A 26992-nucleotide genomic window follows, 5' to 3' on the forward strand; every position below is an offset into this window, starting at 1 on the left:
ATGAATAATAGTTATTCTAATAATAAAATTTTATGAAAAATTTACCAAAAACTATCCCTGTCTTTCCGTTGAGTAACTTTATTATATTTCCACATACAACGGTTCCATTAAATATATTTGAACCAAGATATATTGAAATGATTAATGATAGTATGAAAACAAACAAGATGATTGGTTTGATTCAACCAAAAAATAATGATGATAGTTCAATCCCTGGTCTTCATAAGGTTGGCTGTTTAGGTAAAATAACCAATTTTAAAGATACATCAGATGGTAGGTATATGATTGATCTAAATGGTATAACGCGGTTTGAAATAACTAAAGAAATTAAAAGTTCAAAACCTTATCGTATTTGCGAAACTAGTTATGATAATTTTGAGCTTGATTTAACTCCTGAAAAAAAGAAATTAAAATTTTCTGATCTAGAATCAATATTTAAGGATTTAAAATTATTATTTGAAAAAAAAGGATATATTATAAATTGGAAATCGTTGGAGAAACAAGATTTGAATGAAACGATAAATGCTCTAGCAATGGCATCTCCTTTTTCACTAGAAGAAAAACAAATTTTATTAGAAAGTAAAAATTTAGAAGCAAGAAAAGATAAGATTTCTGAAATATTGAGTACTTACAGTTTTGATGATTTTCACAATACAACTATTCAGTAAACTTAAAAATTTATTCCTGCATCAGCTAGTTTAATAAAATAATTATTTAGATTTTTGTTTTTTCCAATTCTTTTAAGAATTTTGCTAAAGCTTTTATTTTGAACTTTTTTATCTAGGTGAAAGGATTCATATATTAAATCTATACCTTTAGAAAAAATAAAATTTTTATCTTTCGTTTTTTTTTCAAATTCATCAAATATCTGTGAATCTAATTGCATACCCAATTCAATTTTGTCTTCGATAATTTTAGTTAGAATTTTAAGATCTCGTATTGTCATATTAAATCCTTGTCCTGCTAATGGGTGCACTCTGTGAAGCATATCTCCAAAAGCTAAGATATTTTTATAATAATAGTTTCTTAAATTTGAAGAACTCAACTCAAAACTATTTAATTTATCAATTTTATTAATTAGATATTTAGGGTTATTTTTATTAATTAAATCTATTACATCGTTATTATCAAATTTTTTATTCTTAATATCTATTGAGTATACTACAGATGTTTCAGTGCTAGAGATTGGTAAAAATGCAATTGGACCTTGCTTTGTAAAAATTTGAGTTGCTGTATTATTCTCTATTTTTTTATGTTTTAAAATAGTGGTATAAGCAAGATTATTATAATTTTTAATAATTTTTTTATTAAAGTATTTTTTTGCTAAAAAATTATTTGCATCACAATTTATTATTAAATCATATTCTTTTTTATTTAAAAACTCCTCATTAATATTTTTGCTTAATATTATTTTTTTAAAAAGTTTACTTTTAATAAGGTTACTATTTAACGATTTTAAAAGTTCATCATTTTTTATAATATAAAATAGATCATTTTTATCATTTTCAAATTTTAATAAATTTTTTGTATCAATTTTAACAGTATAAATTTCTATTCTATTTATTTTCCAGTAATTATTTTTTGAAATTTGAAAAATTTTTTCTTTGAAAAATTCAAAATTACTTTTAGATATTCCTATTGTTCTATTGGAGGAAAAATTACTATTTCTACTTTTATAATAATAATGAACATTTATTTTTTTATTTATAAGGCTTTTAGCTAAAGATAGAGCAGTTAGACCTTCACCAATAATACAAACATTCATAATAATTTTAATTTTAACAATAAAAATTAGATGATACAAAGTGATTAATTAGACTCATTTATTTATGGAATTTAAAAAATTAGCCAACAATACAATTAATTTCGGTATAAATAGAATTATAGAAACTGCTGGAATTGCTTTTGTTATAATTGGTCTTCTTTTGCTGGTTTCCCTTGCAACTTTTTCTCCCGATGACCCTAATTTTATTTTCCCAGATAATACAGAAATTAAAAATTTGCTTGGTTTTAATGGAAGTTATACAGCTGATCTTTTTTTTCAAACCTTTGGACTCATTTCTTTATTAATTCCATTTACTCTCATATTTTCCGGCATAAATATAGTTCTGAATAAAAAAATTTTTTTGATATTTGAAAGTATTTTTTATTCAGTTCTTTATTCTTCATTTGGTTCTTTATTTTTTTCTTTTTTTTACCCTACTGCCTTCAACCTTTATATTAATGGAAATGGTGGTTTTATTGGAAAATATTTAGAAACAACTTTTTTAACTTCTTTAATTAATATTAATTATCAAATTTCTTATTACTTTTTAATTTTAATTATTTTAATTTTATTTTTAATTAGTATTCATTTTAAAATTATTTATTTTTATAAATTAATAAAAAAACTTTTTAAATTAATCTTTATAAAAAAAGAAAAGAATTATACTAATGAAAATGAGATAATTAGTGAATTTATACCACAAGAAGAAATTACAAATTTAATTCAAGAAGATTTACCTTTTATAAAAAGTGAAAATAAATCTCCTAGTAAAAAAATTCGCTTCAAACTACCTACTATTGACTTACTTAAAATCCCAACACAAAAAGATAGGGAAAAACTAAAAGATGAAGATTATATTGATAGTGAATTTTTAGAAAAAATCTTATTAGATTTTGGGGTTAGTGGGAATATAAAAAAGGTTAGTCATGGCCCTGTAGTAACACTAAATGAATTTGAGCCGGCAGCAGGAGTTAAAGTATCAAAAATTATTAATCTCTCAGATGATATTGCTCGAAATACTAGCTCTGAATCTGCAAGAATTGCTACTATTCCAGGACGTAGCACCATCGGTATAGAGCTTCCAAATTCTAGTCGTGAGAATGTTTATTTAAGTGAAATACTCTCTAACTCTGATTTTAATAAAAAAGATATTCGATTACCAATTGCACTTGGTAAGAACATTTCCGGTGTTCCTATTGTTGGAGACTTAGCTTCTATGCCTCACTTATTAATTGCTGGAACCACTGGATCAGGTAAGTCTGTTTGTATAAATACTATTATCTTGTCTTTACTCTACAGGCACACGCCAGACAAATGTAAGTTCATACTCATCGATCCTAAAATGCTTGAACTATCAACCTATGAAGGCATACCTCACTTATTATGTCCTGTGATTACTGAGGCAAAAAAAGCAGCTTCTGTCTTAGGTTGGGTTGTTAAAGAGATGGAAAATAGATACCGACTTATGACCAAAGAAGGAGTCCGTAATATTGATGGCTATAATGCTAAGCACACTTTGGCCATGCCCTATATTGTTGTTGTAGTTGATGAAATGTCTGACCTAATGCTTGTTGCTGGTAAAGAAATAGAAAATTATATTCAAAAATTATCACAAATGGCAAGAGCTGCTGGAATTCACATTATAATGGCCACACAAAGACCAAGTGTTGATGTTATTACAGGAACTATTAAAGCAAATTTTCCAACCAGAATATCTTTTCAGGTAACCTCAAAAATAGATAGTAGAACAATTTTAGGCGAACAAGGTGCAGAGCAACTACTTGGTAAGGGAGATATGCTTTATATGTCTTCAGCAAATAGGATTGTTAGAATTCATGCTCCATTTGTATCTGAAACTGAAATTGAAAAAGTTAATAATTATTTAAGAAGTCAAGCAGAGCCAGATTATATAGATGAAATCCTAAATTTCGCTGATGAGAAAGAATTGAGTGGAGAAACTTCTAGCTCTGGAGATAAAGATGAGTTGTACCAGGCTGCACTTGATATCATTAAATCAGAGGGCAAGGCATCTACTTCATTTTTACAAAGAAAATTGCAAATAGGGTATAATAGAGCTGCAAGAATTATTGATATGATGGAAGCGGACGGAGTTGTGAGTAAAGCTAATCATGTTGGTAAAAGAGATGTGCTTTAATGCGTAAAATAATAATTATCTTATTGTTTTTCAGTTTTTATCTTCCAGCCAACTCATCATCAAAAGATAAAATAATTTCGCAAATGAAACTTACTAATAATTTAAGTTTCAATTTTATACAAACAATTAATGATAAAAGTGAAGATGGAAAATGTATCATTGAATATCCTAAAAAAATTTTTTGTGAGTACAGTAATCCTAATAAAAAAAATTTAGTATCAAATGGAAAATCTTTAGTTATTAAAACCAGTAACAAGGGAAGTTATTATCGCTACCCACTTAACAAAACTCCTTTAGAATTTTTACTAGATAAAGAATATCTAATTTCTAAGATAGAAAAACTGGAGCCAAGGGATATCGACAATAAGTATTTAAATTTTAAAATTTTTGAGAACAATAACGAAATTAATATTTTTTTTGATAAGAAAGATTTAAATTTAATTGGATGGCAAACTGAAGATATTTATCAAAATTTATCAATAACATTTATTTCTTCTATCAAAAAAAACCAAGAGATAGATGGAAATATTTTTAAATTACCTGAAAATAATTAATCATCTAATTAAGGTTTCAGACTTAAAATTTTTCATACCTCTAGCTAGGTAATTTTTTAACGCATTTTTGTGATCGAGAGAACAAGTGTGAAGCCAAACTCTTACACCACCCATATTAAATGAGCACTTAATTGCCTCACTTAATAAATATCCTCCTAATTTTTTTCCAAAATATTCTTCTAAAATTCCAAAATAAGCAATTTCAGCTTCTTTGCTTTGTTTATTAAATAAGAGTTCAAAATAGCCAGCTATTTCACTTTTATCTTTAAGAATGTATGTAAATAACTGGTCATTAGAAACATAATCTGTCCATTTTAAGTTTGTCCAAATAAGTCTATCAACCCATTGACAATTCTTACCAATAGATTTGTAAAAAAATTTATTTAATTGAAAATCTTTTGGGTCTACAAGCTCTACGGAGTAATTCTCTGCAGGCCTCTTAACTTCTTTTAATTCATCTAGAGATCTTATCTCTAAATAACTTCGATAAATTTTTTCTGTCACTCAACCATTTTTCCAACTTTTTCTCCTCCAAATAAATGGAAGTGTAAATGTGGAACCTCTTGACCGCCATCTTCACTCAAATTTGTTAAAGCTCTATAACCTTTACCTGTGTCTGTTGAGATATTTAATATTTTCGAAACTTCTGTAATAGCTTTACTTAACGCAACTATCTCTTGATCTGAAGCTCTAGCATTAAAATCATCTAAATCAATGTATTCACCTTTTGGAATAACTAGTGCATGTATTTTTTTTTGAGGACTTATATCATGAAAAGAAAGGACATGTTCATTTTCAAATATTTTTTTACAAGGAATTTCTTTTCTCAAAATTTTTGCAAAAATATTATTTTTGTCGTAACTCATTATCTATTATTCTTTTCTTCAATACCTGATTGTTTTTTTCTGTCTTCCAACTCTTTTAAGACGTCTTCAAACTTAATATCGGCTGCCTCAAGTGCAACTAATATATGATATATTGTATCTGCTGCTTCATGAACTATATTAGATTTATCATTTAGGGCCTCTTTTAGTTCATCAAATTCTTCTTCCATTTTATTTATACATTTTGACAGGCCACCTGATAATAACGATGAAGTATAAGATTTATCTTCATCCTTATTTTTTCTGTCTCTAATTGTATTTACTAAATTTAATAGATTTTCTGACATCTCTAAATTCTAACGGGAATTCCTTTTGAATTCAAATATTGTTTAGCTTCATTAATTGAATGTGTTCCGTAATGAAAGATTGAAGCTGCTAGTACAGCGCTAGCATTGCCAAGTCTTATACCATCAACTAGATGATCCAGGTTACCTACTCCGCCAGAGGCAATCACTGGTATATTAACTGTTGAAGATATTTTAAACATTAAATCATTATCATAACCAATTTGAGTGCCATCTCTATCCATAGAAGTAACTAATAATTCTCCTGCTCCATTATCTTCCATTTTTTTTGCAAATTCTATTGCATCTATATTTGTGTTTTTTCTTCCACCATGAGTAAAAACCTCCCATTTATTGCCATTTTTTTTAGCATCTATTGCAATAACAATGCACTGTGATCCAAATTTTTTTGAACTTTCAATTATCATTTCAGGGTTTTGAACTGCCGCAGTATTGATTGAAACTTTATCTGCGCCACAATTTAGTAATTTATTAATATCTTCAACTCCTCTAACCCCACCCCCAACCGTTAACGGCACAAAACATTTTTTAGACGTTCTTTCAACCACATCATATATTGTGTCTCTATTTTCATTGGAAGCAGTAATGTCTAAAAAACAAATCTCATCAGCACCTCCATCACTATAAATTTTAGCTTGCTCAACTGGATCGCCAGCATCTTTTAAATCTACAAAGTTAATTCCTTTAACAACTCTCCCATTTTTAACATCTAAACAGGGTATAATTCTATTTTTAAGCATCTAATTCTTTTACTAATTCTTCCAATTTAATATCACCATCATAAATAGCCTTACCAACTATTATTCCTTCAATATTTTTTAAACCTTTTGCTTTTTTAATGTCATCAATTGAAGACACTCCTCCTGAAATAATTACTGGGCAATTAGATACATTTGCAACATTAATTGTTTCTTCAAAATTAGGACTTTGTTTGGTACCATCTCTATTTATGTCTGTATAAATTAATCTGCTAGCACCATAATCGTTTACTTCTTTTAAAAAATCTAAAGTTAATTGATTAGAATTTTCCTTCCATCCTGAAACTGACAAGTATCCATCTTTAGCATCTAGACCTAAGGCAATTTTATTTGGAAATTTTTGACATGCTTCTTTTAAAAAATTTTTATCTTTTATAGCTGCGCTTCCTAAAATAACTTTTTCAACTCCTGCATTTATATATTTTTCAATACTATCAATGCTTCTAACGCCTCCACCTACTTCAATTTTTAAATCAAATTTATGAACTATTTCTTTAATAATATCCAGGTTAACTGTCTCTCCTGTTAAGGCACCATCTAAATCAACAATATGTAAATTTTTAAAGCCATAATCTTTGTATTTACCAGCTTGATCAACCGGTGATATTTCATATTCAGTTTTATTATTAAAGTCCCCTTTAATTAATCTTACACATTTCTTATCTTTAATATCTATAGCTGGAAATATTTTCATATTTATAAATTTAAAAAATTTTCTATAATTTTAAGTCCTAATTTATCACTCTTTTCAGGGTGAAACTGGGTTCCAAAGATATTTTCTCTTTCAACTGAACAGACAATATTTGATGAATAATTTGTTGTTGCTGAAATTACACTTTTATCATCTGGAATAAATTCGTAGCTGTGTACAAAATACATATGTGACTTATTTTCTATGTTCTTAAAAATCTTACTTTCTTTAACAATATTAATTTCATTCCAACCAATGTGCGGAAGTTTGAATTTATTATTTTGATTATCAATCTTTGAAACTTTTCCTGAAATCCAACCAAGCCCTTTTGTTTCAGTTTCTTCATATCCAAGATCTGCAAACATCTGTAAACCAACACAAATTCCAAGAAGAGGTTTTTTATTAGTAACTGTAAACTCATTTAGTGTTTCTACTAAGCCATTTATGGCATTTAATGCATCAACGCAGCTCTTAAACGATCCCTGTCCCGGTAAAACTACTTTATCGCTTGATTTAATCTTATTTAAGTCTGATGTTACTTCAATATTAACTTTATCTTTAGCGACTTCTTTAAAGGAATTTATTACAGAGCTGATATTTCCTGAGTTATAATCAACAATTGTGACATTCATTAAACTTATAATGAGCCTTTAGTTGATGGAATGCTCTTCTTATTTCTAGGGTCTATCTCTAAAGCTGTTCTTAATGATCTTGCAAGAGCCTTATAACAAGACTCAATTATATGATGGCTATTATCTCCATAAATATTTTCCATGTGCAAAGTTATTCCTGCTGATTGAGAAAAAGCTTGAAACCATTCTTTAAAAAGTTCTGTGTCCATCTCTCCAAGTCTTTCTACTTTTAATTTAACTTTCCATATTAAATAAGGTCTATTTGAAACATCAATTGCAACTCTTGTTAATGTTTCATCCATTGGAATCATTGCATGAGCGTATCTCTTAATTCCTTTAAAATCTTTCAATGCTTTTTTTAAAGCCTCACCTATAGCAATTCCAGTATCTTCTGTTGTGTGGTGAAGATCTATATGAGTGTCACCTTTTGCTTTAACTTTTAAATCAATAAGTGAATGCTTTGATAATTGTTCGAGCATATGATCTAAAAAACCTATTCCAGTATCAATTTTATATTGACCTTTGCCATCAATATTAACTTCAACACTAATACTGGTTTCTTTTGTTTTTCTGGAAACTTTTCCAATTCTGCTCATAATATATAATATGTATATAGGGATTAATTAACTATATCAATATTTGCAATCTACTACTTGAAGAATAAAAATTAATATCCATTTATAATCTATGACTACAATAGTACTTATTAGAAAAAACAATGAAGTAGTGGTTGCTGGAGATGGCCAGGTTAGTATGGGCAATACAGTTATAAAAAGTACTGCTGCAAAAGTTAGAAAAATTGAAAAAAGAAATGTAATAGCTGGATTTGCTGGATCAACTGCAGATGCTCTAACTTTGTTTGAAAGGCTAGAAGCAAAACTTGAAAAACATGCTGGTAATCTTCCAAGAGCAGCTGTCGAGTTAGCAAAAGACTGGAGAACTGACAAATATTTAAGAAGACTTGAAGCTTTAATGGCTATTGGCGATAAAGAGAATAGCTTTATAATCTCAGGAACTGGTGATGTGTTAGAACCAGAGGGTGATGCCATAGGTATAGGATCAGGTGGAAATTATGCTTTGGCTGCTGCTAAGGTTTTATTAGATACAGATTTGAGTGCTGAAGAAGTTGCTAAAAAAGCAATTCAAGTTGCATCTGAAATTTGTGTATTCACTAATAATAATATTAAAATTGAAAAAATTTAATGGAAGACACAAACGTTACACCTTTTCCAAAAGAAAAAACTGAAAAGAAAGATAACTCTTTAGTCAGTTCTTTATCACCTAGAGAAATAGTTTCTGAATTAGACAGATATGTTGTTGGACAAAATAAAGCTAAAAAGGCGGTGGCTATTGCTTTAAGAAATAGGTGGAGAAGACAAGCTTTAAAAGGTGAAATGAAGAATGAAGTTTTACCTAAAAATATTTTAATGATTGGGCCAACTGGAGTTGGTAAAACAGAAATTTCTAGAAGACTATCTAAGTTAGCTGAGGCTCCTTTTGTAAAGGTGGAGGCTACAAGATTTACTGAGGTTGGATATGTTGGGAGAGATGTTGAACAAATTATAAGAGATCTTCTTGAAATTGCAATTGCAATGGAGAAAGTAAAAAAAAGAAAAGAAGTTCATACGAAAGCACAAAAATTAGCAGAAGAAAAAGTTTTGGATGCTCTAGTTGGAAATAAAGCAAGTCTTGCTACTAGAGAAAGTTTTAGAAAAAGATTAAGAGATGGTGATTTAGATGATAACGAAATTGAAATTGAAGTAAATAATAGTGGCTCTCAAGCTGCATTTGAAATTCCTGGAATGCCTGGAGCAAACATTGGAATGATAAATATTGGAGAGATGATTGGAAAATCTGTTGGTAATAAACAGAAAAAGAAGAAAATGACTGTCAAAGAATCTCATGAAATTTTAATTAATGATGAAGCTGACAAGTTAATAGAAGAAGATAAAATTATAAAATCAGCAAAAGATTCAACAGAAAATAATGGAATAGTTTTTTTAGATGAAATAGATAAAATTTCAGGAAGAACAGATAGATCTGGTGGAGATGTTTCTAGAGAAGGAGTGCAAAGGGATTTGCTTCCTTTAATTGAGGGAACGACAGTAAGTACAAAGTACGGTACAATTAAAACTGATCATATCTTATTTATTGCATCTGGAGCATTCCAGCTTGCTAAACCTTCAGACTTACTTCCAGAGTTACAAGGTAGACTTCCAATAAGAGTTGAGCTTGAAGCTTTAACCAGTGATGACTTTAAAAGAATTCTTAAAGAACCAGACTATAGTTTGATAAAACAATATGTTGCTCTTTTAAAAACAGAAAACGTTGAGCTAGAATTTTCTGATGATGGTATCGATGCAATTGCCAATATGGCTTCAGAAGTTAATAACACTGTAGAAAATATTGGTGCTAGAAGACTTCATACTATTATAGAAAGAATATTAGATGATATTAGTTTTACTGCAACAGATAGAGCTGGTGAAAAAATTATAATAGATTCTGATTATGTAAGACAAAACCTAGATGAACTTGTTAAGGATATAGATTTATCTAAATTTATTCTTTAAATTTGTTTTTATTTTTAAGATAAATATAAAAAGCTCCACTACCACCATCTTCAATCTTAGCATCTGCAGTTTCAATAATAAACTGTGTTAAACTTTTATTTTTTTCAATAAATTCTGGAACTGAATATTTTAATATACTTAAATCCTTTGAGAGGTAAGGATTTTCTATATTTTTAGATCTTAGTCCCTTACCTGTAATCACTATTATTTTAGTAACATTTTCATCAAAACATTTTTGAATAAATTGTTCTATGGCCTTATTTGCTTCTTCAATAGTGTAACCATGCAAATCTATTTTCTTTATCTTCTCGTATCTTATATTTTTTTTAAGAATAAAATCTTTATTGGGAATTTTCTCTTTAGTGTTTAAAAAATTTTCCCAGTCCTGTATGTTTTTGTCTGGGTTATTTATATCTTTTTGTTTTACAGAATTTTTATTAAGAATTTTTTTTTTATTATTTAGGAAGTTTTCCCAATCTTCTTTATCTTTGTCTGTTATCTTCTTAATCAATTAGGTAATAGTATTAATTAATAACCAATTTGGATTTGATGATTTAATGTCTTTTGAAAAAACCCAAGTATCATAAACAGTTTTTATTTTATCACTATCCCCTGATACAATATTTTTATCTTTATCTTTTATACATGTTATAATTTCACTAACAAAATCTACTGTAACTTCTAAGCTATCTTCAATTTTTTTGTGCGTTTTAATTACAGCTGACTTAATCCCTATAAAAGTTATTTCAGCAAAATGACCTTTGTTAGCTCTATCTTCAAGCGCCTCTTTAAACTGATCATAAATTTTTTTACTTAAAAGTGGTTTGCTTGCTATCAGCTTATTATCACTATCACTAAAATCTGTAATAATTGTTTCATAAGCAATTTTAGCGCCTTTTAAAAATTCTTTTTGTGACACCTCATCAAAATTTTCACTAACTGGTTTTGGGGTTATATTTGTTTTTTGAAATTCCTTTTCAAATTGTGGTGGAATTTTTCCTTCGAAACCAGTTTTTTTACCAAGTATTCCTCTAAGACGAAGAAAGATAAAACCAGCAATCATTGCTAAAAGAATAATATCTATGTATTCAAAACTATAACTCATAAATTTAATAATATTTACTATGTTGATTAATTACAACTAGCAATTTAGACTAAGGACAAATGAACACATTTTTATTATTATTAGTTGGTATTCCAATCGTTGAGATTTATTTATTTATCAAGCTGGGTTCTCAAATTGGAGCCTTTAACACCATTTTACTTATCTTTATTACGGCTTTTTTTGGGGTTATCTACGCCAGATATGAGGGCTTTAACACTCTAAAGTCCGGAATGTCTCAAATGGTAAAAAATGAACTGCCAGTTTATGAAATTATTTCTGGTGCAGCTTTAGCATTTGCAGCATTACTTTTGATTTTACCTGGTTTTGCTACAGACTTCTTGGGTTTATTAATAATATTTCCACCAACAAGAAAATTGATATTTAAAAAAGTATCAATTAAAAAAAAGCCTATAAATAAAAAACAAGATTTTATTAATGGTGAATTTGAAGATATAGAGGATGAAAATGACAGAAAATTATAAAATTATTGGAAGTTTTATTAAAGATATGTCGAGTGAAACACCTGACACTTCAACACATATATTTGTAAGAGATAAAATTTCTAAATACAAATTAAACATTGATATTAATTCAAAGGCAGTGAAAAATGGAATTATTGAAGTCAACACAATCATAAAATTTTCAGACCAACCTGAAATTTTAAAAAAAGCACATTTTGAGATAACTTACACATCTATAGTTAAAGTAGATGAAAAGGTTTCTGATAAAAAAGAAATGGAAAAAATTATTCTATGTGACGTGCCTAATAAAATTTACCCTGACTTAGAGAGAATATTTTTAAATTTATTAACCGACTCTGGCTATCCTGGAATAAAATTTGAAAAAAAAATTAATTTTACTGAATTATACAAACAAAGAGCTAATTAAAAAAATTCTTCTTTAAACTATTTTTTAGATATTCTTTATGAAGTTTAAGTTCTGTCTCTGATGGTTTAACTACTTTTTTATAATACTGGTTTGTGTCATTGGAGTTTATTATTATTTTTTCATTATCTTCATTTTTAAAATTTAAAGTTGGTTCTTTTTGATCAAGAAGATTAATATAAACTTTAGCTAATAGATCACAGTCAATAAGGGCAGTATGTTGTGTTCTTTTTGAGTTATCTATTCTGTATCTTTTACACAACGCATCAAGACTTATTGGAGAGCCTGGAAATTTATCCCTGGCTAAAGTAAGTGTGTCCACAACATTTTCACTATTTAATTTTGCCTTACCTAGCAATGATAATTCATTGTTTAAGTGAGATAGGTCAAATTCAGCGTTATGTATTACAAGTCTCTTATTTTCTATAAAACCCAAAAACTCATCAACTATATCTCCAAACTTTTTGTGAGTAGATAAAAATTCATCCGTATAACCATGAACTTCTAGGGCTTTTTCAGAAACTTTTCTTTCAGGATTAAGATAACAATGAAATCTATTTTTGGTTGGTATCAAATTTTCTAACTCAATACATCCGATTTCTACAATTCTATGTCCATCTCTAGCAGATAGTCCTGTTGTTTCAGTGTCTAATATCACTTCTTTCATTTTATATAATTTTTTTTAGTATTTTTTTTACACTTTGCTTAACAAGCTTATTGGTAAAATTATTTTTAATAACATGATTGGCTTTTTTCTTTTTATAACTAAGTGGTAACTGTATTTTTTTAAATTGATTATATAAATTTAAATTAAAATTATCTCTTTTTTTTAGTCTTTTTATAATTTCACTTTTTTTTGACTGAACAAAAACTATTATATCACTTTTTTGGTTTAATTTATTTTCTAATAAAAGAGGAATGTCTAAAATTATAGCTTTTCTTTTTTTATTTTTTTTTAAAAAAATACTTAATTTCTTTCTAACTTCTGGATGAATAATTTTTGTAATTTTTTTTAAATTTTTTTCACTGTCTTCTATTGCTTTTATAATTTGTATTTTGTTTGCTGGAAATACTGAAAAATATTTAGGTAAATTTTTTTTTAATTTTCTAAAACAATTTTTGTTTTTTTTATATATGCTTGCTACTTCTTGATCTGCATTAAAAACTGGATAACCAAAAAGTTTAGCAATATGACTTTTTCCAGAACCAATATCTCCTACAACTGCAATTTTAATCATACATCTAAAAGATTAATTGTTTCATTGTCTACTTCTGGAACAACTTTATGCCAGATAAAAAAGGCTTTTTGAGCTTGATAAATAAACATCATTTTACCATTTTTTGTTATTCCACCATATTTTTTTGCATTTTTTAAAAAGTTTGTTTCTGGTGGATTATAAATTACATCATAAAAAAATTTATTTTTGCTTATTTGTTGATAATTAATATTAATTTCATCTTCTTTTTTTAATCCAATACTTGTTGCGTTTATGATTATATCAAAATCTAAAGTTTCTCCCCATTTAATTATTTCAATTTCCGGAAAATTTCTCTTTAGTTCTATTGCCTTTAATTCTGTTCGATTACTTAAATAAATTTTTTTAATTTGCATTTTTTTAAGCGCAGTAATAATTGAAGGAACAACTCCACCCGCCCCCAGTATTAGGGCTTTTTTATTTTTAGTTTCTTGTTCTATTTTTTCTAAACTAAGTTTAAAACCTTCAATATCAGTGTTATCGCCTAAAATTTTATTATCCTTTTTATAGATTGTGTTTACCGATTGAGAAATTTTTGCTTCTTCACTTAATTCATCTAAAAAAGGTATAACTATTTTTTTGAATGGTACTGTTACATTTATTCCATGAATTTTTTCTTCTCTTATATTAAAAATTAATTCTTTTATCTCATTACTATTTAAGAGCTTTTTTCCATAAACTGCATCAATTTTATATTTTTTTATCCAGTAATTGTGTAGTTTTGGTGACAAGCTATGGTCAATTGGATTTCCTATAACTAAAAAATTTTTTTTCATTTTATAATTTTAAGATATTCTTTAATTTTTTTGACTGGAAGGCCCATAATTGTATCTTCATCTCCTTCTATCTTTGAAAATAAATTTCTTCCTTCTCCTTCAATTTGATAAACATTATAAGCATACAGATCCTTATCAGAAATTTTTTTTAGGTAGTTCTCTAATTCTAAAAAAGTCATATTTTTCATGGTTAATGAGGCTTTATCAGTGTAATTCCATATCATTGATCCACCCCTTGATATACAAACTGAACTTATCAATTGATGAGTTTTTCCATTCATCCTTTTTAAAATTTCTAGTGCCTCTTCTCTATCATTTGGTTTTGAGATTATTTTGCCTTCTAAATCTATTACGCTATCTGCACCAAGTACAATTTCTTCTGTAAATTTTTGGCTAATTTTATTGGCCTTTAATTCTGCTAGATTTTTTGAAATAATCGTTGGAGTTACTTTTTCTTTTAACAAACTTTCTTTAACACTATCCTCATCCACATTAGATGGCTCCACCCTAAATTGAATATTATTTTCCTCTAAAATTTTTTTTCTCACACCACTTTTTGATGCAAGTATAATTTCTTTAACCATTATTTTTGTTTATTTCATATATCTTAATTATTGATGCTGCCGTTTCTTCTACTGATTTTCTAGTAACGTCAATTGTTGGCCATTTATATTTTGTGAATGTTTTTTTAGCTTCATTAATTTCTTTTTCAATTTTGCTAATATTTGTATAGTTTGTATTTTCTTTTTCTTTAAGAGCATTCATTCTGTTTTTTCTAATATCAACTAAGCGCTGAGGTTCGGTTGTTAAACCCACTACACAAGAAAGTTTGGGGTTCTTTTTTAAGCTTTCTGGTATTGATTGTTCATTTACTAAAGGAATATTCAAAGTTTTATAACCTCTATTAGCAAGATAAATTGATGTTGGTGTTTTGCTTGTTCTGCTTACCCCCAATAATATCAAATCTGCTTTATCTACATCTTCAACAAGGTTTCCGTCATCATGAGCCATTGTAAATTGGATGGCCTCTATTCTTTCATAATATTCTTCGTTCAAAGCATGTTGCCCGCTTGGGACGTGAGATGCTTTTTGATTTAAAAGTTTAGAGAAGTTCATTATTAAATTTCCTAAAACACTAAAACATGGAATTTTCTTTTCATCTCCTTTGTTTGCTAAAAATTTTGCAAGTGAAGTGTCAACAATCGTATATAAAATTATTGCATTATCATTTTTTTTTGCCTCATCCATTATTTTTGAAACTTGATTTTCTGTTCTTGTAAAAAAATAAGATTTAACATCATATTTTATGTTTTTGAATTGAGCCTTAATTGCTAGAAAAACTCTATCTAGTGTTTCACCTGTGGAGTCAGAAATAAGGTATATTTGATATGTATTACTCATGAATAAAATGTTGATAATTAAGTATTATTTTTATCATCCTTCAAAATAAACTTGTTTGTTATTTTTCTTTGTAAAAATCCATTTTTATAAACATTAATAAACATGTTAAGCATTAATATACATTTTATCTAATAATATTAAATAAACCCTTAATTTAAAACTATGTGCTAATTCTATAAATTATTAATTGTTGATAAATAGTGTATAAAAACTGGAAAACAATTAATTACCATTATTCACATACTATATAACTAATACTATAATTAAATATTTACTTATTATTATGACACCCATCCAAGAAACCATAATAAACAAAAAAACTAATAATTCTCCAATATGGTTAATGAGACAAGCAGGTAGATATTTACCAGAGTTTAGAGAAATTAGAAAATTAAATCCAGATTTTATAAACCTATGTTTAAACGAAAACCTATCTTCAGAAATAACTTTACAACCTCTTAAAAGATTTGACTTAGATGCGGCTATAATTTTTTCAGATATTTTAATGATCCCATATGGATTAAACCAAGAAGTAAAATTTGAAAAAAATTTTGGTCCAAAACTGGGTTTATTAGATTTAGAAAAAATATCTAAGATTGATGAAATTGATTTTGTAGAAAAATTATATCCAGTTTATAAATCAATCAAAAAAGTTAGTGAAGACAATTTAATAAAAAATAAAAATTTAATAGGATTTGTGGGTGCACCATGGACATTGTTAGTTTATATGATTAATAAACATTCCCCAAAAAAAGAATTAGTAAAAGATTTTTTTAAAGATGAATTTTTAATAAATAGGGTTTTAATAATTTTAGAAAAGTTTTTAAAATTACATATTGACCAGCAAATTAAAAACGGTGCAACTGTAATTCAAATTTTTGACAGTTGGGCGGGTCTCCTGGAAGAAAAAGACCTACCAAACTATGTTTATGTTCCAACACTAAATTTAGTGAATTATATTAAATCATTAAATATTCCTGTAATTTGTTTCCCCAGAGGAATAAAAAATTATAAAAATTATTGCGATATTGTTAAACCTGATGCAGTTAATATTGATTATGATGTTGATCCTGTTTCAGTATGTAAAGAAATAAAAATACCAGTTCAAGGAGGACTCGATCCTAAAATTTTATTAACGGACAAAGAAAATTTGAAAAAAGAGACTTTAAAATATTTAAACACCTTTAAAGATCATCCCTATATATTTAATTTGGGTCATGGGGTATTACCCGAAACCAATCCAGATATGGTAGAGTATTTGGTTAAAATAGTTAAAGATTATTAAATGAAAAAAGCAGTAATTTTATTTAACCTAGGTGGTCCTGATAAAATTGAAAATGTAGAACCATTTTTATTCAATCTGTTTAATGATCCAGCAATTCTAAATTTACCAACTATATTGAGATATCCTCTAGCAAAACTAATATCCAATAGAAGAGCGCCCGTTGCTAAAAAAATTTATGAGGAGCTTGGTGGTTCATCACCAATACTAAAATTAACGATGGAGCAATCAGAAGCACTCGAAACAAAACTAAACCAAACTGAAATGGACAATGAATATAAATGTTTTATTGTAATGAGGTGTTGGAACCCAAGAGCAAATGATGTGATCAAAGATGTTCAACTATTTGATCCCGAAGAAGTTATTTTAATGCCTCTTTATCCACAATACTCTGCCGCAACCTCCGGGTCTTCAATTAAAGAATGGAAAGATATTTGTAAAAAAAATAACTACAAAGTTAAAACAAGCACAATTTGTTGTTACCCTACAGATCAAAATTTTATCAACGCACACACAAAAGAAATAAAAAAAAAAATTAAGGATCTTAAAAATTTTAAACTAATATTTTCTGCTCACGGCCTGCCAGAAAAAAATATTAAAAAGGGAGATCCATATCAATGGCAAGTAGAACAATCTGTCAAAAAAATTGTCGAGAGTCTGAATATTGAAAACTTGGATTGGATATTAAGTTATCAAAGTAGAGTTGGTCCACTGAAGTGGATAGGACCGTCTACTGAAGATATAATTATTGAAAATTCTAAACTTGGCAAGCACATTGTTTTGGTACCTATCGCATTTGTTTCTGAACATTCAGAAACATTGGTTGAACTAGATATAGAATATAAGGAGATGGCAGATGCTAATGGATGCAAAAATTATACACGTGTTCCAGCTCTTGGCACTAATGTGGATTTTATTAAAGCAATGTCGGAATTAATAATAAAAAAAAACGAATATAAATTAAGTGAAAACCTTTATCCTCCAAAAATTCAGTGTCCTTCAAATTTCAAAAAGTGTCCTTGTTTAAATTATGAATAGTTATTTACTGTTTAAAAGTCTTCACCTGATAGCTGTAATTTCTTGGATGGCTGGCCTTTTATATCTTCCAAGAATTTTTGTTTACCATGTTGAAAATATTGATCATAAAATTTCATCTTCAATATTTAAAACAATGGAAAGAAAATTATTTTATTTCATCATGATGCCAGCAATGATTTTATCTTGGATCTTTGGATTAATATTAATCTCTGTTGTTGGACTTGAGGCCATCTTAACCCTTTGGTTAAAACTAAAATTAATATTAATAACTTTATTAACAATTTATCATTTCTATTTAGGTAAATTGCTCAATGATTTTAAACTAGATCAAAATACTAAATCCTCTAAATTTTTTAGAATAATTAATGAAGTGCCAACAATATTGCTTATTTTGGTTGTTTTTATTGTTATATTTAAACCGATCTAGACTTGAAATACTCGTTAGAGTATATATATTCAATCCATCCAATAACCCTAATCACAATCCCTCAACATGAATATTCAAGAACTAAAACTAAAATCGTCTGAACAATTAATAGCTCAAGCAGAAAAGCTTGGGATTGAAAATGCTAGCACACTTAGAAAACAAGAAATTTTATTTGCTATATTAAAAAAAGTTGCAGAAAAAGAAGAGATAACTGGAGCAGGAGTTTTACAATTATTACAAGATGGATTTGGCTTTTTAAGAGCAATGGAATCAAACTATTTGGCTGGACCAGACGATATCTATGTTAGTCCAAGTCAGATAAGAAAATTTGGTTTAAGAACAGGAGACACCGTCGAAGGACCTGTTAGAGCGCCCAAAGAGGGGGAAAGATATTTTGCGTTATTACAAGTAGAAAAAATAAATTTTGAAGAGCCAGAAAAAGCTCGTCACAAAATTGCATTTGACAATTTAACTCCACTCTACCCAAACAAACAAATGGTGATGGAAGTTGAGACAACCAAGATTGAAAAAAAACCAGATTTAACCCCAAGATTAATTGATCTTGTGAGTCCAATTGGGAAAGGTCAAAGATCAATAATTATATCTCCTCCTAAAGCGGGTAAGACAATGATTTTACAAAGTATTGCAAACTCAATTGCAAAAAACTATCCAGAAAGTTACTTGATGGTTTTATTGATTGATGAAAGACCAGAAGAAGTAACGGATATGAAAAGAACGGTTAAGGGTGAGGTTATCAGTTCTACTTTCGATGAGCCTGCATCAAGACACGTTGCTGTAGCTGAAATGGTAATTGAAAAAGCAAAACGATTAACTGAGCATAAAAAAGATGTAGTAATTTTATTAGATTCGATCACAAGACTGGGCAGGGCTTATAATGCAGTAATTCCAAGTTCTGGAAAAGTATTAACAGGTGGAGTTGACGCGAACGCACTTCAAAGACCAAAAAGATTTTTTGGTGCTGCAAGAAATATTGAAGAAGGTGGATCTTTAACAATCATCTCAACAGCCTTGATTGATACGGGATCAAGAATGGATGAAGTAATTTTTGAAGAATTTAAAGGAACCGGAAATAGTGAAACAGTTTTGGATAGAAAAATTGCCGAAAGAAGAATTTATCCAGCAATCGATATAACCAAGTCTGGGACAAGAAGAGAAGAATTATTGTTTGATAAAGACGACCTTTCAAAAATGAATGTGCTAAGAAGAATTATCAGTCCTATGGGAACAATGGATGCTATTGAATTTATTAATTCAAAACTTAAAGAAACAAAAAGTAATGCAGATTTCTTTAGCTCAATGAATAAACCAGCTTAGTAAAAATTTATTACCAATTGATTTAAAGTTTTACAGAACTACAAAATTGAAGCTATAATATTAGCATGACAATTTATGCTCTCTCTACTGGTCCAGGAATTTCTGGGATAGCAATTGTTAGAGTTTCTGGAGAAGACACCAAGAAAGTAATAAAGCTAATAACAAATGCAGAGCTTCCTAAGCCAAGAGTAGCTACATTAAGAAAAATCAACAAAATCAATACTTCTGAGCTAATTGATGAGGGTATAATATTGTGGTTTCCTGGCCCTGAGAGCTACACAGGCGAGGATATGGCTGAATTTCATATCCATGGTAGCAAAGCAGTAATTGACGCCCTACACCACTCTATTTCAAAAATTGAAAACTGTCGTCTAGCTGAAGCAGGTGAATTCACAAAACTCGCATTTCAAAATGGAAAAATAAATTTGTTGAAAGCAGAAAGTATTGCAGATTTAATTTCAGCAGAAACTGAAATCCAAAGACAACAAGCAATAAAAATTATGAATGGAAATTCTGCAGATAAGTTTAATGAGTTAAGAGAAAAACTTTTAAAAATTTTATCACACGTTGAAGCAAAAATAGATTTTCCAGATGAAGACCTGCCTGAAGATATTTTGAAAAATATAAAAAAAATTTCTAATGAAGTAATTTTAAATATAAAAAAAATTTTAGACGATCAGAAAGTTGGTGAAAGAATTAGAGAAGGTTTTAAGATCGCAATCATAGGCCCAACAAATGCTGGAAAATCTAGTTTACTAAATCACCTCTCTAATCGAGATGCAGCAATTGTTTCAGAAATAGCTGGAACAACAAGAGATGTAATTGAGACCCATTTAAATATTGATGGTTATCCAGTGGTTGTTTCTGATACCGCAGGAATTAGAGATTCTAAAAATGAAATAGAAAAAAAAGGAATAAAATTAGCACTTGATAAAGCAGAAAATGCAGACTTAAAGTTAATTGTTATAGACGCTAAAAGCATGGATTTTAAAGGAGTTTTGAAGGAATTGATGGATGAAAATGCAATACTTGTAGTCAATAAATCTGATCTTCTAAAAGAAGATTTAAATTCTGAAATAAAAAATTATGAACATGTTTTAATTTCAGTAAAAAATAATCTCAACTTAGAAGATTTAATTTTAAAGATTAAAAACAAATTAAAAAATAAATTTATCACAAGTGAAGATATTTTAATTACCCGTGCAAGACATAGACAACATCTTCAACAAAGCTTAAATTATTTGAAAAACTTTGAAGAAAAAAATGAAGCTGAAGATTTTGATAAAGCTGCAGAAGATCTTCGTTTAGCAACCCGACATTTAGGAATGGTAGTTGGAAAAGTAGATGTTGAAGAGATATTAGGTAGTATTTTCAATGATTTTTGCATCGGCAAATAATCAATATTTAAAGGGTTTTTTTAGCTAATTTTCTCCATTTTAGTTGATATCTATCACTAATTCTTCAATTTTAATCATAAACACGTAGCCTTAATTAACTTAAGAAATATTTATTAAAAAAATACTGTCTGCTTGTAAATATTAATATCAGTTATAAATTTAACTTATGAAAAATGATTTATCATTTGAAGTAGTGGTTATTGGAGGAGGACATGCTGGCTGTGAAGCGGCTGCAGCGTCTGCTCGTCTTGGAATTAACACTGCCCTATTCACACACAAAATTGAGACTATAGGAGAGATGTCTTGTAACCCAGCGATAGGTGGTCTTGGCAAAGGTCACCTTGTTAGAGAGATAGATGCTTTAGACGGTGTGATGGGAGAGGTTGCGGATAAATCAGGAATACAATTTAGATTATTAAATAGAAGCAGAGGACCTGCAGTACAAGGACCTAGAACTCAATCAGATAGATCATTATACCGTAAATATATGCAAGAAAAATTACTAAACTACTGTAATTTAAGCATTTTTTCTGATCCTGTAATAAGATTTATTTTTAATAAAAACACTATAAGTGGTTTTAAAACGAAATCAGGTAAAAAAATTTTATGTGGTAAGCTAATCTTAACAACTGGCACATTTTTGAATGGTTTAATCCATATCGGTGATGAGAGAACACCAGCTGGAAGGTTTGATGAGAAGCCCTCAACAGGATTAAGTGAACAACTTGAAAAATATGATTTCAAAATAGGAAGACTGAAGACAGGGACACCACCAAGACTTGATGCTAGAACAATTAAGTATGATAATTTAGAAGAACAGTTTGCAGATGAAGATCCTTATTTTTTTTCTTTCTTAACTAAAAAAAATTTAAACAAACAAGTCTCATGTCGGATGACTTATACGAATGAAAAAGTTCATAAGATAATCCAAAAAAATTTAAAAAAAAGTGCTATGTATTCAGGTAGCATACAGGGGGTTGGCCCAAGATACTGTCCTTCAATAGAGGATAAGATAGTAAAGTTTGCAGATAAGGACCGTCATCAGATATATTTAGAGCCCGAGGGCTTAAATGACCACACAATATACCCAAATGGAATATCTACATCTTTACCTGAAGATGTTCAGCAAGAAATTTGTAATAGTATCAACGGTTTAGAAAACGTTAAGATAATTAGACCAGGTTATGCCATAGAATATGACTATATTGACCCCAGGGAACTATTTTTAACTCTTGAAACTAAAAAAATTCAAAATTTATATCTTGCTGGACAAATAAATGGGACGACTGGTTATGAAGAAGCTGCAGCCCAAGGATTAATTGCTGGAATTAATGCTGCGTTATCTTTTAAGAAAGAAGAACCATTTATTTTAGATAGATCAGATGCCTACATTGGAGTTATGATAGATGATTTGGTAACAAAGGGTGTTGCAGAGCCTTACAGAATGTTCACTTCAAGAGCAGAATATAGACTAAGTCTTAGAGCAGATAATTCCGACCAAAGGTTAACAAATAAAGGAATTGAAATTGGATTAATATCAAAAGAAAGAGAAGATATTTTTAAAGATAAAGAACATAAATTAGGGATAATATCAAAAATAATGTCTGAATCATCAATCTCCCCAACAAAAATAAAAAAATTTGATATTAAAATAGCAAAGGATGGTATTTTAAGAAAATCTAATGAAATATTGACTCAAAAAGGTGTTGATATGAAAAAAATAAGAGAAATTTGGCCAGAAATTCCTTTTTTTGATGAAAAAATAGATGAGCAAATTGAAATAAATGCTCATTACAGAGGTTATCTTAAAAAACAAAAAGCAGATATATTAGCATTTAAAAGAGACGAAAATTTAGTTATACCTGAAAATGTTAATTATGATGATCTTTCTGGACTATCAAATGAGGTAAAAGCCAAATTTAAACAAATAAAACCAAAAACTATGGGGCAAGCACTGAGAATTGATGGAATAACTCCAGCTGCCGTATATATTTTGTTGTCACATGTAAAAAGAAAGTCTATTAAGCTAATAGCTTAATGGAAGAAATTTTTAAAAATTATCCACTACTAAAAAACCAAAATGTTCCACGTGAAACATTAATTGAGTTTGATCTATTCATATCTATGCTTCAGGAAGAAAATGAAAAAATTAATATAATAAGTAAAGAAACAGCTAAAAATGAGGTAATTAGAGAGCGTCATATAATTGATTCAGCGCAAATTATTGAATTTGTTGATTTAAATAGTAATATTGTAACAGATATAGGTTCAGGTGGAGGTATGCCAGGTATAATTATATCAATTATGATTAAAAATCAAAAAAATTTAGCCAAAGTTCATTTATATGAAAAAAGTCACCACAAAAGCTCTTTTTTAAGAAAAGTATCAAGAGATTTAAAATTAAATACTGAAGTTATGCAAGAAAATATTTTTGAAGCAGAAAATTTAGACTCGGGTACAATAATGGCAAGAGCTTTTAAACCTTTACCAATAATTTTAGATTTAGTTTATAAAAATTTTAGCAGTTATAAAAATTTAATTGTATTCATGGGAAAAAACGGAGAAAAAGTTTTAGAAGAAACTTTAATGAATTGGGATTTTGATTTTGAAAAAAAAAAAGTATTACGAGCGAAGATTCATTTTTATTAAATATAAAAAATATAAAAAAAAAAATTAAAAAACTAAATGCAAATTATTTCTGTGATAAATCAAAAGGGTGGGGTTGGAAAAACAACAACAGTAATTAATCTTGCAGCAGGTTTAGCGCAACAAGAGAAAAAAGTTTTAGTAATAGACCTTGACCCACAAGGAAACGCTACTACGGGTCTTGGTCTTTCCAATTTAGAAGGCTCGACAGATACTATTTATGGGGTGCTAAATGGAACAAGAGTCATTTCTGATGTGATTAGAAAAACTGAGTTTAAAAATTTAGATATTATCACTTCGAATGTAGATTTATCTGGGCTTGAGGTTGAGACAGCTGATGATAGCATGAGAGCATTTATTTTAAAACGTGAATTAACCGCTTATTTAAATGATTCTAGAACAACTTATGATTATGTGCTTATAGACTGTCCACCATCACTAAGCTTGCTTACCGTTATGGCTCTTGTGTCTTCTCACTCACTATTAGTTCCACTGCAGACTGAATTTTTTGCTTTAGAGGGTTTAACCCAGCTAATGAAAACCATAGAACGGATAAAAGTTAATTTAAATCCTGAATTAAAAATTAGAGGCATACTTTTAACAATGTTTGATAAAAGAAATAAGCTATCCACACAAGTTGAAAAAGAAGCAAGAGACTATTTTAATGAAAAAGTTTATCTAACAGTGATTCCAAGAAATGTTAGACTGTCTGAGGCACCGTCCCATGGCATGCCAGTTTTAATGTATGATAAATCTTGTCCAGGTAGTAAATCATATTTTAACTTTACAGATGAATTTATTAATCAAGAACAAAAAATAGGGAGCGCCGCATAATGGATGCAAATAAAATAAAAAAAGGCCTAGGTAGAGGTTTGTCATCTTTAATAGGTGAAACAAAAGCGGAAATAAATATCAATAAAGTTTCGATATCTGATATCGTAAGTAATAAATTTCAGCCAAGAAAAACATTTGATGAAGAAAGTTTACAAGATTTAACTAACTCAATAAAAGAAAGAGGCATTATTCAGCCAATTATTGTCAGAAAGTCTAATGAAGGTAGCTCAAAGTATGAGATAATTGCAGGTGAGAGAAGGTGGTTGTCAGCACAAAAAGCAGGGCTACACGAAGTTCCAGTAGTTATAACGAACATAGATGATTTAAAATCTTTAGAATTTGCAATTATTGAGAATGTTCAAAGAAATGATTTAAATGTAATAGAAGAAGCACAAGGTTATCAGCGTCTTATTGAAGAGTTTTCATATGATCAAGATAAAGTAGCGCAATTTATTGGAAAAAGTAGAAGCCATATTGCTAATTGTTTAAGATTACTTAACCTTCCTCAAGCAGTTTTAAAGTTAATTCAAACGCAAAAATTATCAGCAGGACATGCAAAAATTTTAGTAGGTCTGGATAATGCAGAGTTTGTTGCAAATAAAATAATTGAAAAAAATCTCTCAGTTAGACAGTCAGAAAATTTTGTTAAAATATTTAAAACTAAAAAGCACTCTCTTAAAACATCTAAGGATATTAACCTACAAGTCTTGGAGAACTCAATTAGAGAAAAAATTGGTCTTAATGTTTTAATTAAAAATAAAAAAAATAATTCAGGATCTTTATTATTAGAATATAAAGATTTAGATCAGTTGAATAAAATAATTGAAATTATTCAATCTAATTATTAGTTTTTTTTGAATTATTAATTATAAAATCTGTCAATATATTTTTAGCAAGCGCTGAGTTTTTTTTAACTAAAAGTTCAATTTCATTAGTTTTATAAATTAACTGCTCTAACCCATCTTTTTTCCAAGACCTTATTTGCTGAGTAACGAGAGGTTTATCTTTCCAAAAAATTGGTGGTTTACACGTAGAAATTGCTTGTTCAATATTGTTTTTTTCATCAATTAAATCGTAAATTTTAACTAGTCTTTTTAGCTTAGCTAATAATGTTCTAATAATTATGATATTATCTTCGTCTGAATAGTTGTTTTCACCTAAAATAGTGACTGTTTTCCTAGTATTTTTAGCTAATGAGTGATCCACGAGTTCCGAAGCACTATAATTATCTGCAAGGTTAGTTAACTTAATTATTTCTTGAATGTTCAAATTTTTTTTATTTAATGAAAAATTTTCAATCTTTTCTAATTCATTATTCAGATTTTTTCTATCGCCCCTGCTTCTTTCTACTAAGACATTAATTAATTGCTGAGATATTGGGATTTTTTTATTCCTAAAAAAAAGACTAATAATTGAGTTTAAAGTTTGATTATTATCTTCATAAAACGGGATACATACAATTGATTTTTCTTTTTCAAATAGTTTTCGTAAGCTAGATTTTTTTTCTAAATTTTTTGAATTTAAGATAATTTGTATATCTTCAGGGTTTTTCTCTATCAACTCTTCTATGATTGTTTTAATTTTATCCGTAGTTCTATTAATAATTATGAGTTTTTCATTATCAAAAAATGATTTAGTAAGAACGCTATTAAAAAAAATATTAATATCATCTAGTATCTCTTTTTCTTCATATCTATGAATTTTATCTTTATAGTTTTTTTCAAATAAATTTTTAATATTCTCTTCTTTTAGACCTTCATTATCACCATAGAATAGATAAAATTTATAATTATTTAGTTTTATTTTGTTTAATTCAAACGACTTTAGTATCATTGAATATTGGATAGTTTAAAAATTAATTTATCAGAAGCTGCCTCAGCTAAATTATTTTTAATTTCTTCTTCATATTTTTTCAAATCAAATTTATTAGAAATGTTATTATAATTAAAACTTTCCAAAATTATAAAATTGCTTTTAAATTTATTGTTCATCAAAACTTCTACATTAACAGAAACTGAATTTTTAAAGGATGTGGCGTCCCCAGCAGTATTTTTTGCTAAAGTTATTTTTTCTGAAGTGCTAGAGATTCTTAGTATAAAATCTTTATCTTTTTTAGCTTGAGCATAGTTATTTAGTTTTTCTTTGATTTTTAGATTAACTGTTCTATCTCCAACAAAGTTTAATTCGCTTACTGAAAAATTATAATTTACAGAATTCTTTTTGGAGTAAATTGCTTCATACCCACATGATGATAGTAGTAATAAAAGAAGAAGTATAATTTGTTTTCGGAACATTT

The 26992-nt window shown here is 28.3% G+C and carries 32 protein-coding genes and 1 pseudogene; 16 read left to right on the plus strand and 17 right to left on the minus strand.

Annotated features, from left to right (window positions below; all coding sequences use genetic code 11):
- Positions 1-32 precede the first annotated feature (32 nt).
- Positions 33-668, plus strand: coding sequence for an LON peptidase substrate-binding domain-containing protein (locus AC5SML_RS06755; protein ID WP_020168938.1), 636 nt, complete (start codon positions 33-35; stop codon positions 666-668).
- A 2-nt stretch (positions 669-670) separates the two neighbouring features.
- Here AC5SML_RS06755 and AC5SML_RS06760 read toward each other — a convergent pair whose 3' ends face one another.
- Positions 671-1765, minus strand: coding sequence for an FAD-dependent monooxygenase (locus AC5SML_RS06760; protein WP_494617130.1), 1095 nt, complete (start codon positions 1763-1765; stop codon positions 671-673).
- A 64-nt stretch (positions 1766-1829) separates the two neighbouring features.
- Here AC5SML_RS06760 and AC5SML_RS06765 point away from each other — a divergent pair, with 64 nt between their 5' ends.
- Together AC5SML_RS06765 and AC5SML_RS06770 are read left to right on the plus strand one after the other, a co-directional pair.
- Positions 1830-3920, plus strand: a complete 2091-nt coding sequence (locus AC5SML_RS06765) for an FtsK/SpoIIIE family DNA translocase (protein ID WP_494617132.1) — start codon at positions 1830-1832, stop codon at positions 3918-3920.
- Positions 3920-4474: a LolA family protein gene (locus AC5SML_RS06770; protein ID WP_020168941.1), complete on the plus strand. Its 555-nt coding sequence runs from the start codon at positions 3920-3922 to the stop codon at positions 4472-4474. The genes AC5SML_RS06765 and AC5SML_RS06770 overlap by 1 nt, the downstream gene beginning before the upstream one ends.
- On the opposite strand, the gene AC5SML_RS06775 is transcribed toward AC5SML_RS06770, so the two are convergent.
- From AC5SML_RS06775 to hisB, 7 genes are read right to left on the minus strand one after another with little or no spacing between them, the layout of a single operon-like run.
- A complete protein-coding gene (locus AC5SML_RS06775; protein ID WP_494617133.1) occupies positions 4475-4978 on the minus strand; it encodes a GNAT family N-acetyltransferase in 504 nt (167 codons plus the stop codon).
- Positions 4975-5340: an HIT domain-containing protein gene (locus tag AC5SML_RS06780; RefSeq protein WP_018413681.1), complete on the minus strand. Its 366-nt coding sequence runs from the start codon at positions 5338-5340 to the stop codon at positions 4975-4977. Before AC5SML_RS06780 ends, AC5SML_RS06775 begins: the two co-directional genes overlap by 4 nt.
- A complete protein-coding gene (hisE, locus tag AC5SML_RS06785; RefSeq protein WP_494617135.1) occupies positions 5340-5645 on the minus strand; it encodes a phosphoribosyl-ATP diphosphatase in 306 nt (101 codons plus the stop codon). Before hisE ends, AC5SML_RS06780 begins: the two co-directional genes overlap by 1 nt.
- Before the next feature lie 2 nt (positions 5646-5647).
- Positions 5648-6403: an imidazole glycerol phosphate synthase subunit HisF gene (hisF, locus tag AC5SML_RS06790; protein ID WP_494617136.1), complete on the minus strand. Its 756-nt coding sequence runs from the start codon at positions 6401-6403 to the stop codon at positions 5648-5650.
- Positions 6396-7115 carry a 1-(5-phosphoribosyl)-5-[(5-phosphoribosylamino)methylideneamino]imidazole-4-carboxamide isomerase gene (gene hisA, locus AC5SML_RS06795; protein WP_494617137.1) on the minus strand — a complete coding sequence of 240 codons (720 nt, stop codon included), beginning with the start codon at positions 7113-7115 and terminating at the stop codon, positions 6396-6398. Before hisA ends, hisF begins: the two co-directional genes overlap by 8 nt.
- Positions 7116-7117: 2 nt before the next feature.
- Positions 7118-7744 (minus strand): imidazole glycerol phosphate synthase subunit HisH, encoded by a 627-nt coding sequence (gene hisH, locus AC5SML_RS06800; protein ID WP_494617139.1) that lies wholly within the window; start codon positions 7742-7744, stop codon positions 7118-7120.
- 5 nt (positions 7745-7749) lie between these two features.
- Entirely contained in the window at positions 7750-8340 is a 591-nt protein-coding gene (gene hisB, locus AC5SML_RS06805) for an imidazoleglycerol-phosphate dehydratase HisB (protein WP_018413686.1), read from the minus strand.
- A gap of 91 nt (positions 8341-8431) precedes the next feature.
- Here hisB and hslV point away from each other — a divergent pair, with 91 nt between their 5' ends.
- Entirely contained in the window at positions 8432-8947 is a 516-nt protein-coding gene (hslV, locus tag AC5SML_RS06810) for an ATP-dependent protease subunit HslV (protein WP_006997574.1), read from the plus strand.
- On the plus strand, positions 8947-10314 hold the full coding sequence (hslU, locus tag AC5SML_RS06815) for an ATP-dependent protease ATPase subunit HslU (protein WP_494617140.1): 1368 nt from the start codon (positions 8947-8949) through the stop codon (positions 10312-10314). The genes hslV and hslU overlap by 1 nt, the downstream gene beginning before the upstream one ends.
- Here hslU and AC5SML_RS06820 read toward each other — a convergent pair.
- Entirely contained in the window at positions 10304-10825 is a 522-nt protein-coding gene (locus AC5SML_RS06820; protein WP_494617141.1) for a Smr/MutS family protein, read from the minus strand. The two genes, hslU and AC5SML_RS06820, sit on opposite strands and share 11 nt — an antisense overlap.
- On the minus strand, positions 10826-11419 hold the full coding sequence (locus tag AC5SML_RS06825; protein ID WP_011281635.1) for a Tim44/TimA family putative adaptor protein: 594 nt from the start codon (positions 11417-11419) through the stop codon (positions 10826-10828).
- Between the two features lie 59 nt (positions 11420-11478).
- On the opposite strand from AC5SML_RS06825, the gene AC5SML_RS06830 reads away from it, so the two are divergent.
- Positions 11479-11901 (plus strand): FxsA family protein, encoded by a 423-nt coding sequence (locus AC5SML_RS06830; protein WP_006997570.1) that lies wholly within the window; start codon positions 11479-11481, stop codon positions 11899-11901.
- Complete coding sequence (locus AC5SML_RS06835) at positions 11885-12307, plus strand: protein-export chaperone SecB (RefSeq protein WP_494617142.1); 423 nt, start codon at positions 11885-11887, stop codon at positions 12305-12307. Before AC5SML_RS06830 ends, AC5SML_RS06835 begins: the two co-directional genes overlap by 17 nt.
- Here the strand turns inward: AC5SML_RS06835 and dnaQ are convergent.
- The 5 genes from dnaQ to AC5SML_RS06860 are packed head-to-tail and all read right to left on the minus strand — an operon-like array spanning position 12300 to position 15737.
- The gene (gene dnaQ, locus AC5SML_RS06840; RefSeq protein ID WP_271480205.1) at positions 12300-12971 is read right to left on the minus strand and encodes a DNA polymerase III subunit epsilon; all 672 of its coding nucleotides are present in this window, start codon (positions 12969-12971) and stop codon (positions 12300-12302) included. The genes AC5SML_RS06835 and dnaQ overlap by 8 nt on opposite strands.
- Before the next feature lies 1 nt (position 12972).
- Positions 12973-13542, minus strand: a complete 570-nt coding sequence (coaE, locus tag AC5SML_RS06845) for a dephospho-CoA kinase (protein ID WP_494598781.1) — start codon at positions 13540-13542, stop codon at positions 12973-12975.
- Positions 13539-14336: a shikimate dehydrogenase gene (gene aroE / locus AC5SML_RS06850; protein WP_494598782.1), complete on the minus strand. Its 798-nt coding sequence runs from the start codon at positions 14334-14336 to the stop codon at positions 13539-13541. Before aroE ends, coaE begins: the two co-directional genes overlap by 4 nt.
- Positions 14333-14920, minus strand: coding sequence for a Maf family protein (locus tag AC5SML_RS06855; protein ID WP_011281637.1), 588 nt, complete (start codon positions 14918-14920; stop codon positions 14333-14335). Before AC5SML_RS06855 ends, aroE begins: the two co-directional genes overlap by 4 nt.
- Positions 14913-15737, minus strand: coding sequence for a pyruvate, water dikinase regulatory protein (locus tag AC5SML_RS06860; RefSeq protein ID WP_494617144.1), 825 nt, complete (start codon positions 15735-15737; stop codon positions 14913-14915). Before AC5SML_RS06860 ends, AC5SML_RS06855 begins: the two co-directional genes overlap by 8 nt.
- Positions 15738-16020: 283 nt before the next feature.
- On the opposite strand from AC5SML_RS06860, the gene hemE reads away from it, so the two are divergent.
- The 9 genes and pseudogenes from hemE to AC5SML_RS06905 all read left to right on the plus strand — a co-directional run bounded on the left by hemE (position 16021) and on the right by AC5SML_RS06905 (position 25544).
- Positions 16021-17022: a uroporphyrinogen decarboxylase gene (gene hemE / locus AC5SML_RS06865; RefSeq protein WP_494617145.1), complete on the plus strand. Its 1002-nt coding sequence runs from the start codon at positions 16021-16023 to the stop codon at positions 17020-17022.
- The gene (hemH, locus tag AC5SML_RS06870; protein WP_494617146.1) at positions 17023-18057 is read left to right on the plus strand and encodes a ferrochelatase; all 1035 of its coding nucleotides are present in this window, start codon (positions 17023-17025) and stop codon (positions 18055-18057) included. It abuts the gene before it with no gap.
- On the plus strand, positions 18050-18484 hold the full coding sequence (hemJ, locus tag AC5SML_RS06875; protein ID WP_494617148.1) for a protoporphyrinogen oxidase HemJ: 435 nt from the start codon (positions 18050-18052) through the stop codon (positions 18482-18484). The genes hemH and hemJ overlap by 8 nt, the downstream gene beginning before the upstream one ends.
- 66 nt (positions 18485-18550) lie before the next feature.
- Entirely contained in the window at positions 18551-19819 is a 1269-nt protein-coding gene (gene rho / locus AC5SML_RS06880; RefSeq protein ID WP_006997560.1) for a transcription termination factor Rho, read from the plus strand.
- A gap of 65 nt (positions 19820-19884) precedes the next feature.
- A complete protein-coding gene (mnmE, locus tag AC5SML_RS06885; RefSeq protein WP_494617149.1) occupies positions 19885-21216 on the plus strand; it encodes a tRNA uridine-5-carboxymethylaminomethyl(34) synthesis GTPase MnmE in 1332 nt (443 codons plus the stop codon).
- Between the two features lie 166 nt (positions 21217-21382).
- Positions 21383-23254 carry a tRNA uridine-5-carboxymethylaminomethyl(34) synthesis enzyme MnmG gene (gene mnmG, locus AC5SML_RS06890; protein ID WP_494617151.1) on the plus strand — a complete coding sequence of 624 codons (1872 nt, stop codon included), beginning with the start codon at positions 21383-21385 and terminating at the stop codon, positions 23252-23254.
- Positions 23254-23888, plus strand: a pseudogene (locus AC5SML_RS06895) (16S rRNA (guanine(527)-N(7))-methyltransferase RsmG); the annotation flags it as partial. The gene mnmG and the pseudogene AC5SML_RS06895, both read left to right, overlap by 1 nt.
- Positions 23889-23901: 13 nt before the next feature.
- Entirely contained in the window at positions 23902-24696 is a 795-nt protein-coding gene (locus AC5SML_RS06900) for a ParA family protein (RefSeq protein ID WP_494574033.1), read from the plus strand.
- Positions 24696-25544 carry a ParB/RepB/Spo0J family partition protein gene (locus AC5SML_RS06905; protein WP_494617153.1) on the plus strand — a complete coding sequence of 283 codons (849 nt, stop codon included), beginning with the start codon at positions 24696-24698 and terminating at the stop codon, positions 25542-25544. Before AC5SML_RS06900 ends, AC5SML_RS06905 begins: the two co-directional genes overlap by 1 nt.
- Here AC5SML_RS06905 and holA read toward each other — a convergent pair.
- Together holA and AC5SML_RS06915 are read right to left on the minus strand one after the other, a co-directional pair.
- Positions 25534-26529 carry a DNA polymerase III subunit delta gene (gene holA, locus AC5SML_RS06910; protein WP_494617155.1) on the minus strand — a complete coding sequence of 332 codons (996 nt, stop codon included), beginning with the start codon at positions 26527-26529 and terminating at the stop codon, positions 25534-25536. The two genes, AC5SML_RS06905 and holA, sit on opposite strands and share 11 nt — an antisense overlap.
- A complete protein-coding gene (locus tag AC5SML_RS06915) occupies positions 26526-26990 on the minus strand; it encodes a hypothetical protein (RefSeq protein WP_494617156.1) in 465 nt (154 codons plus the stop codon). Before AC5SML_RS06915 ends, holA begins: the two co-directional genes overlap by 4 nt.
- Positions 26991-26992: the final 2 nt, after the last annotated feature.

It is taken from the genome of Candidatus Pelagibacter sp. PS_17 (genome assembly GCF_059417945.1).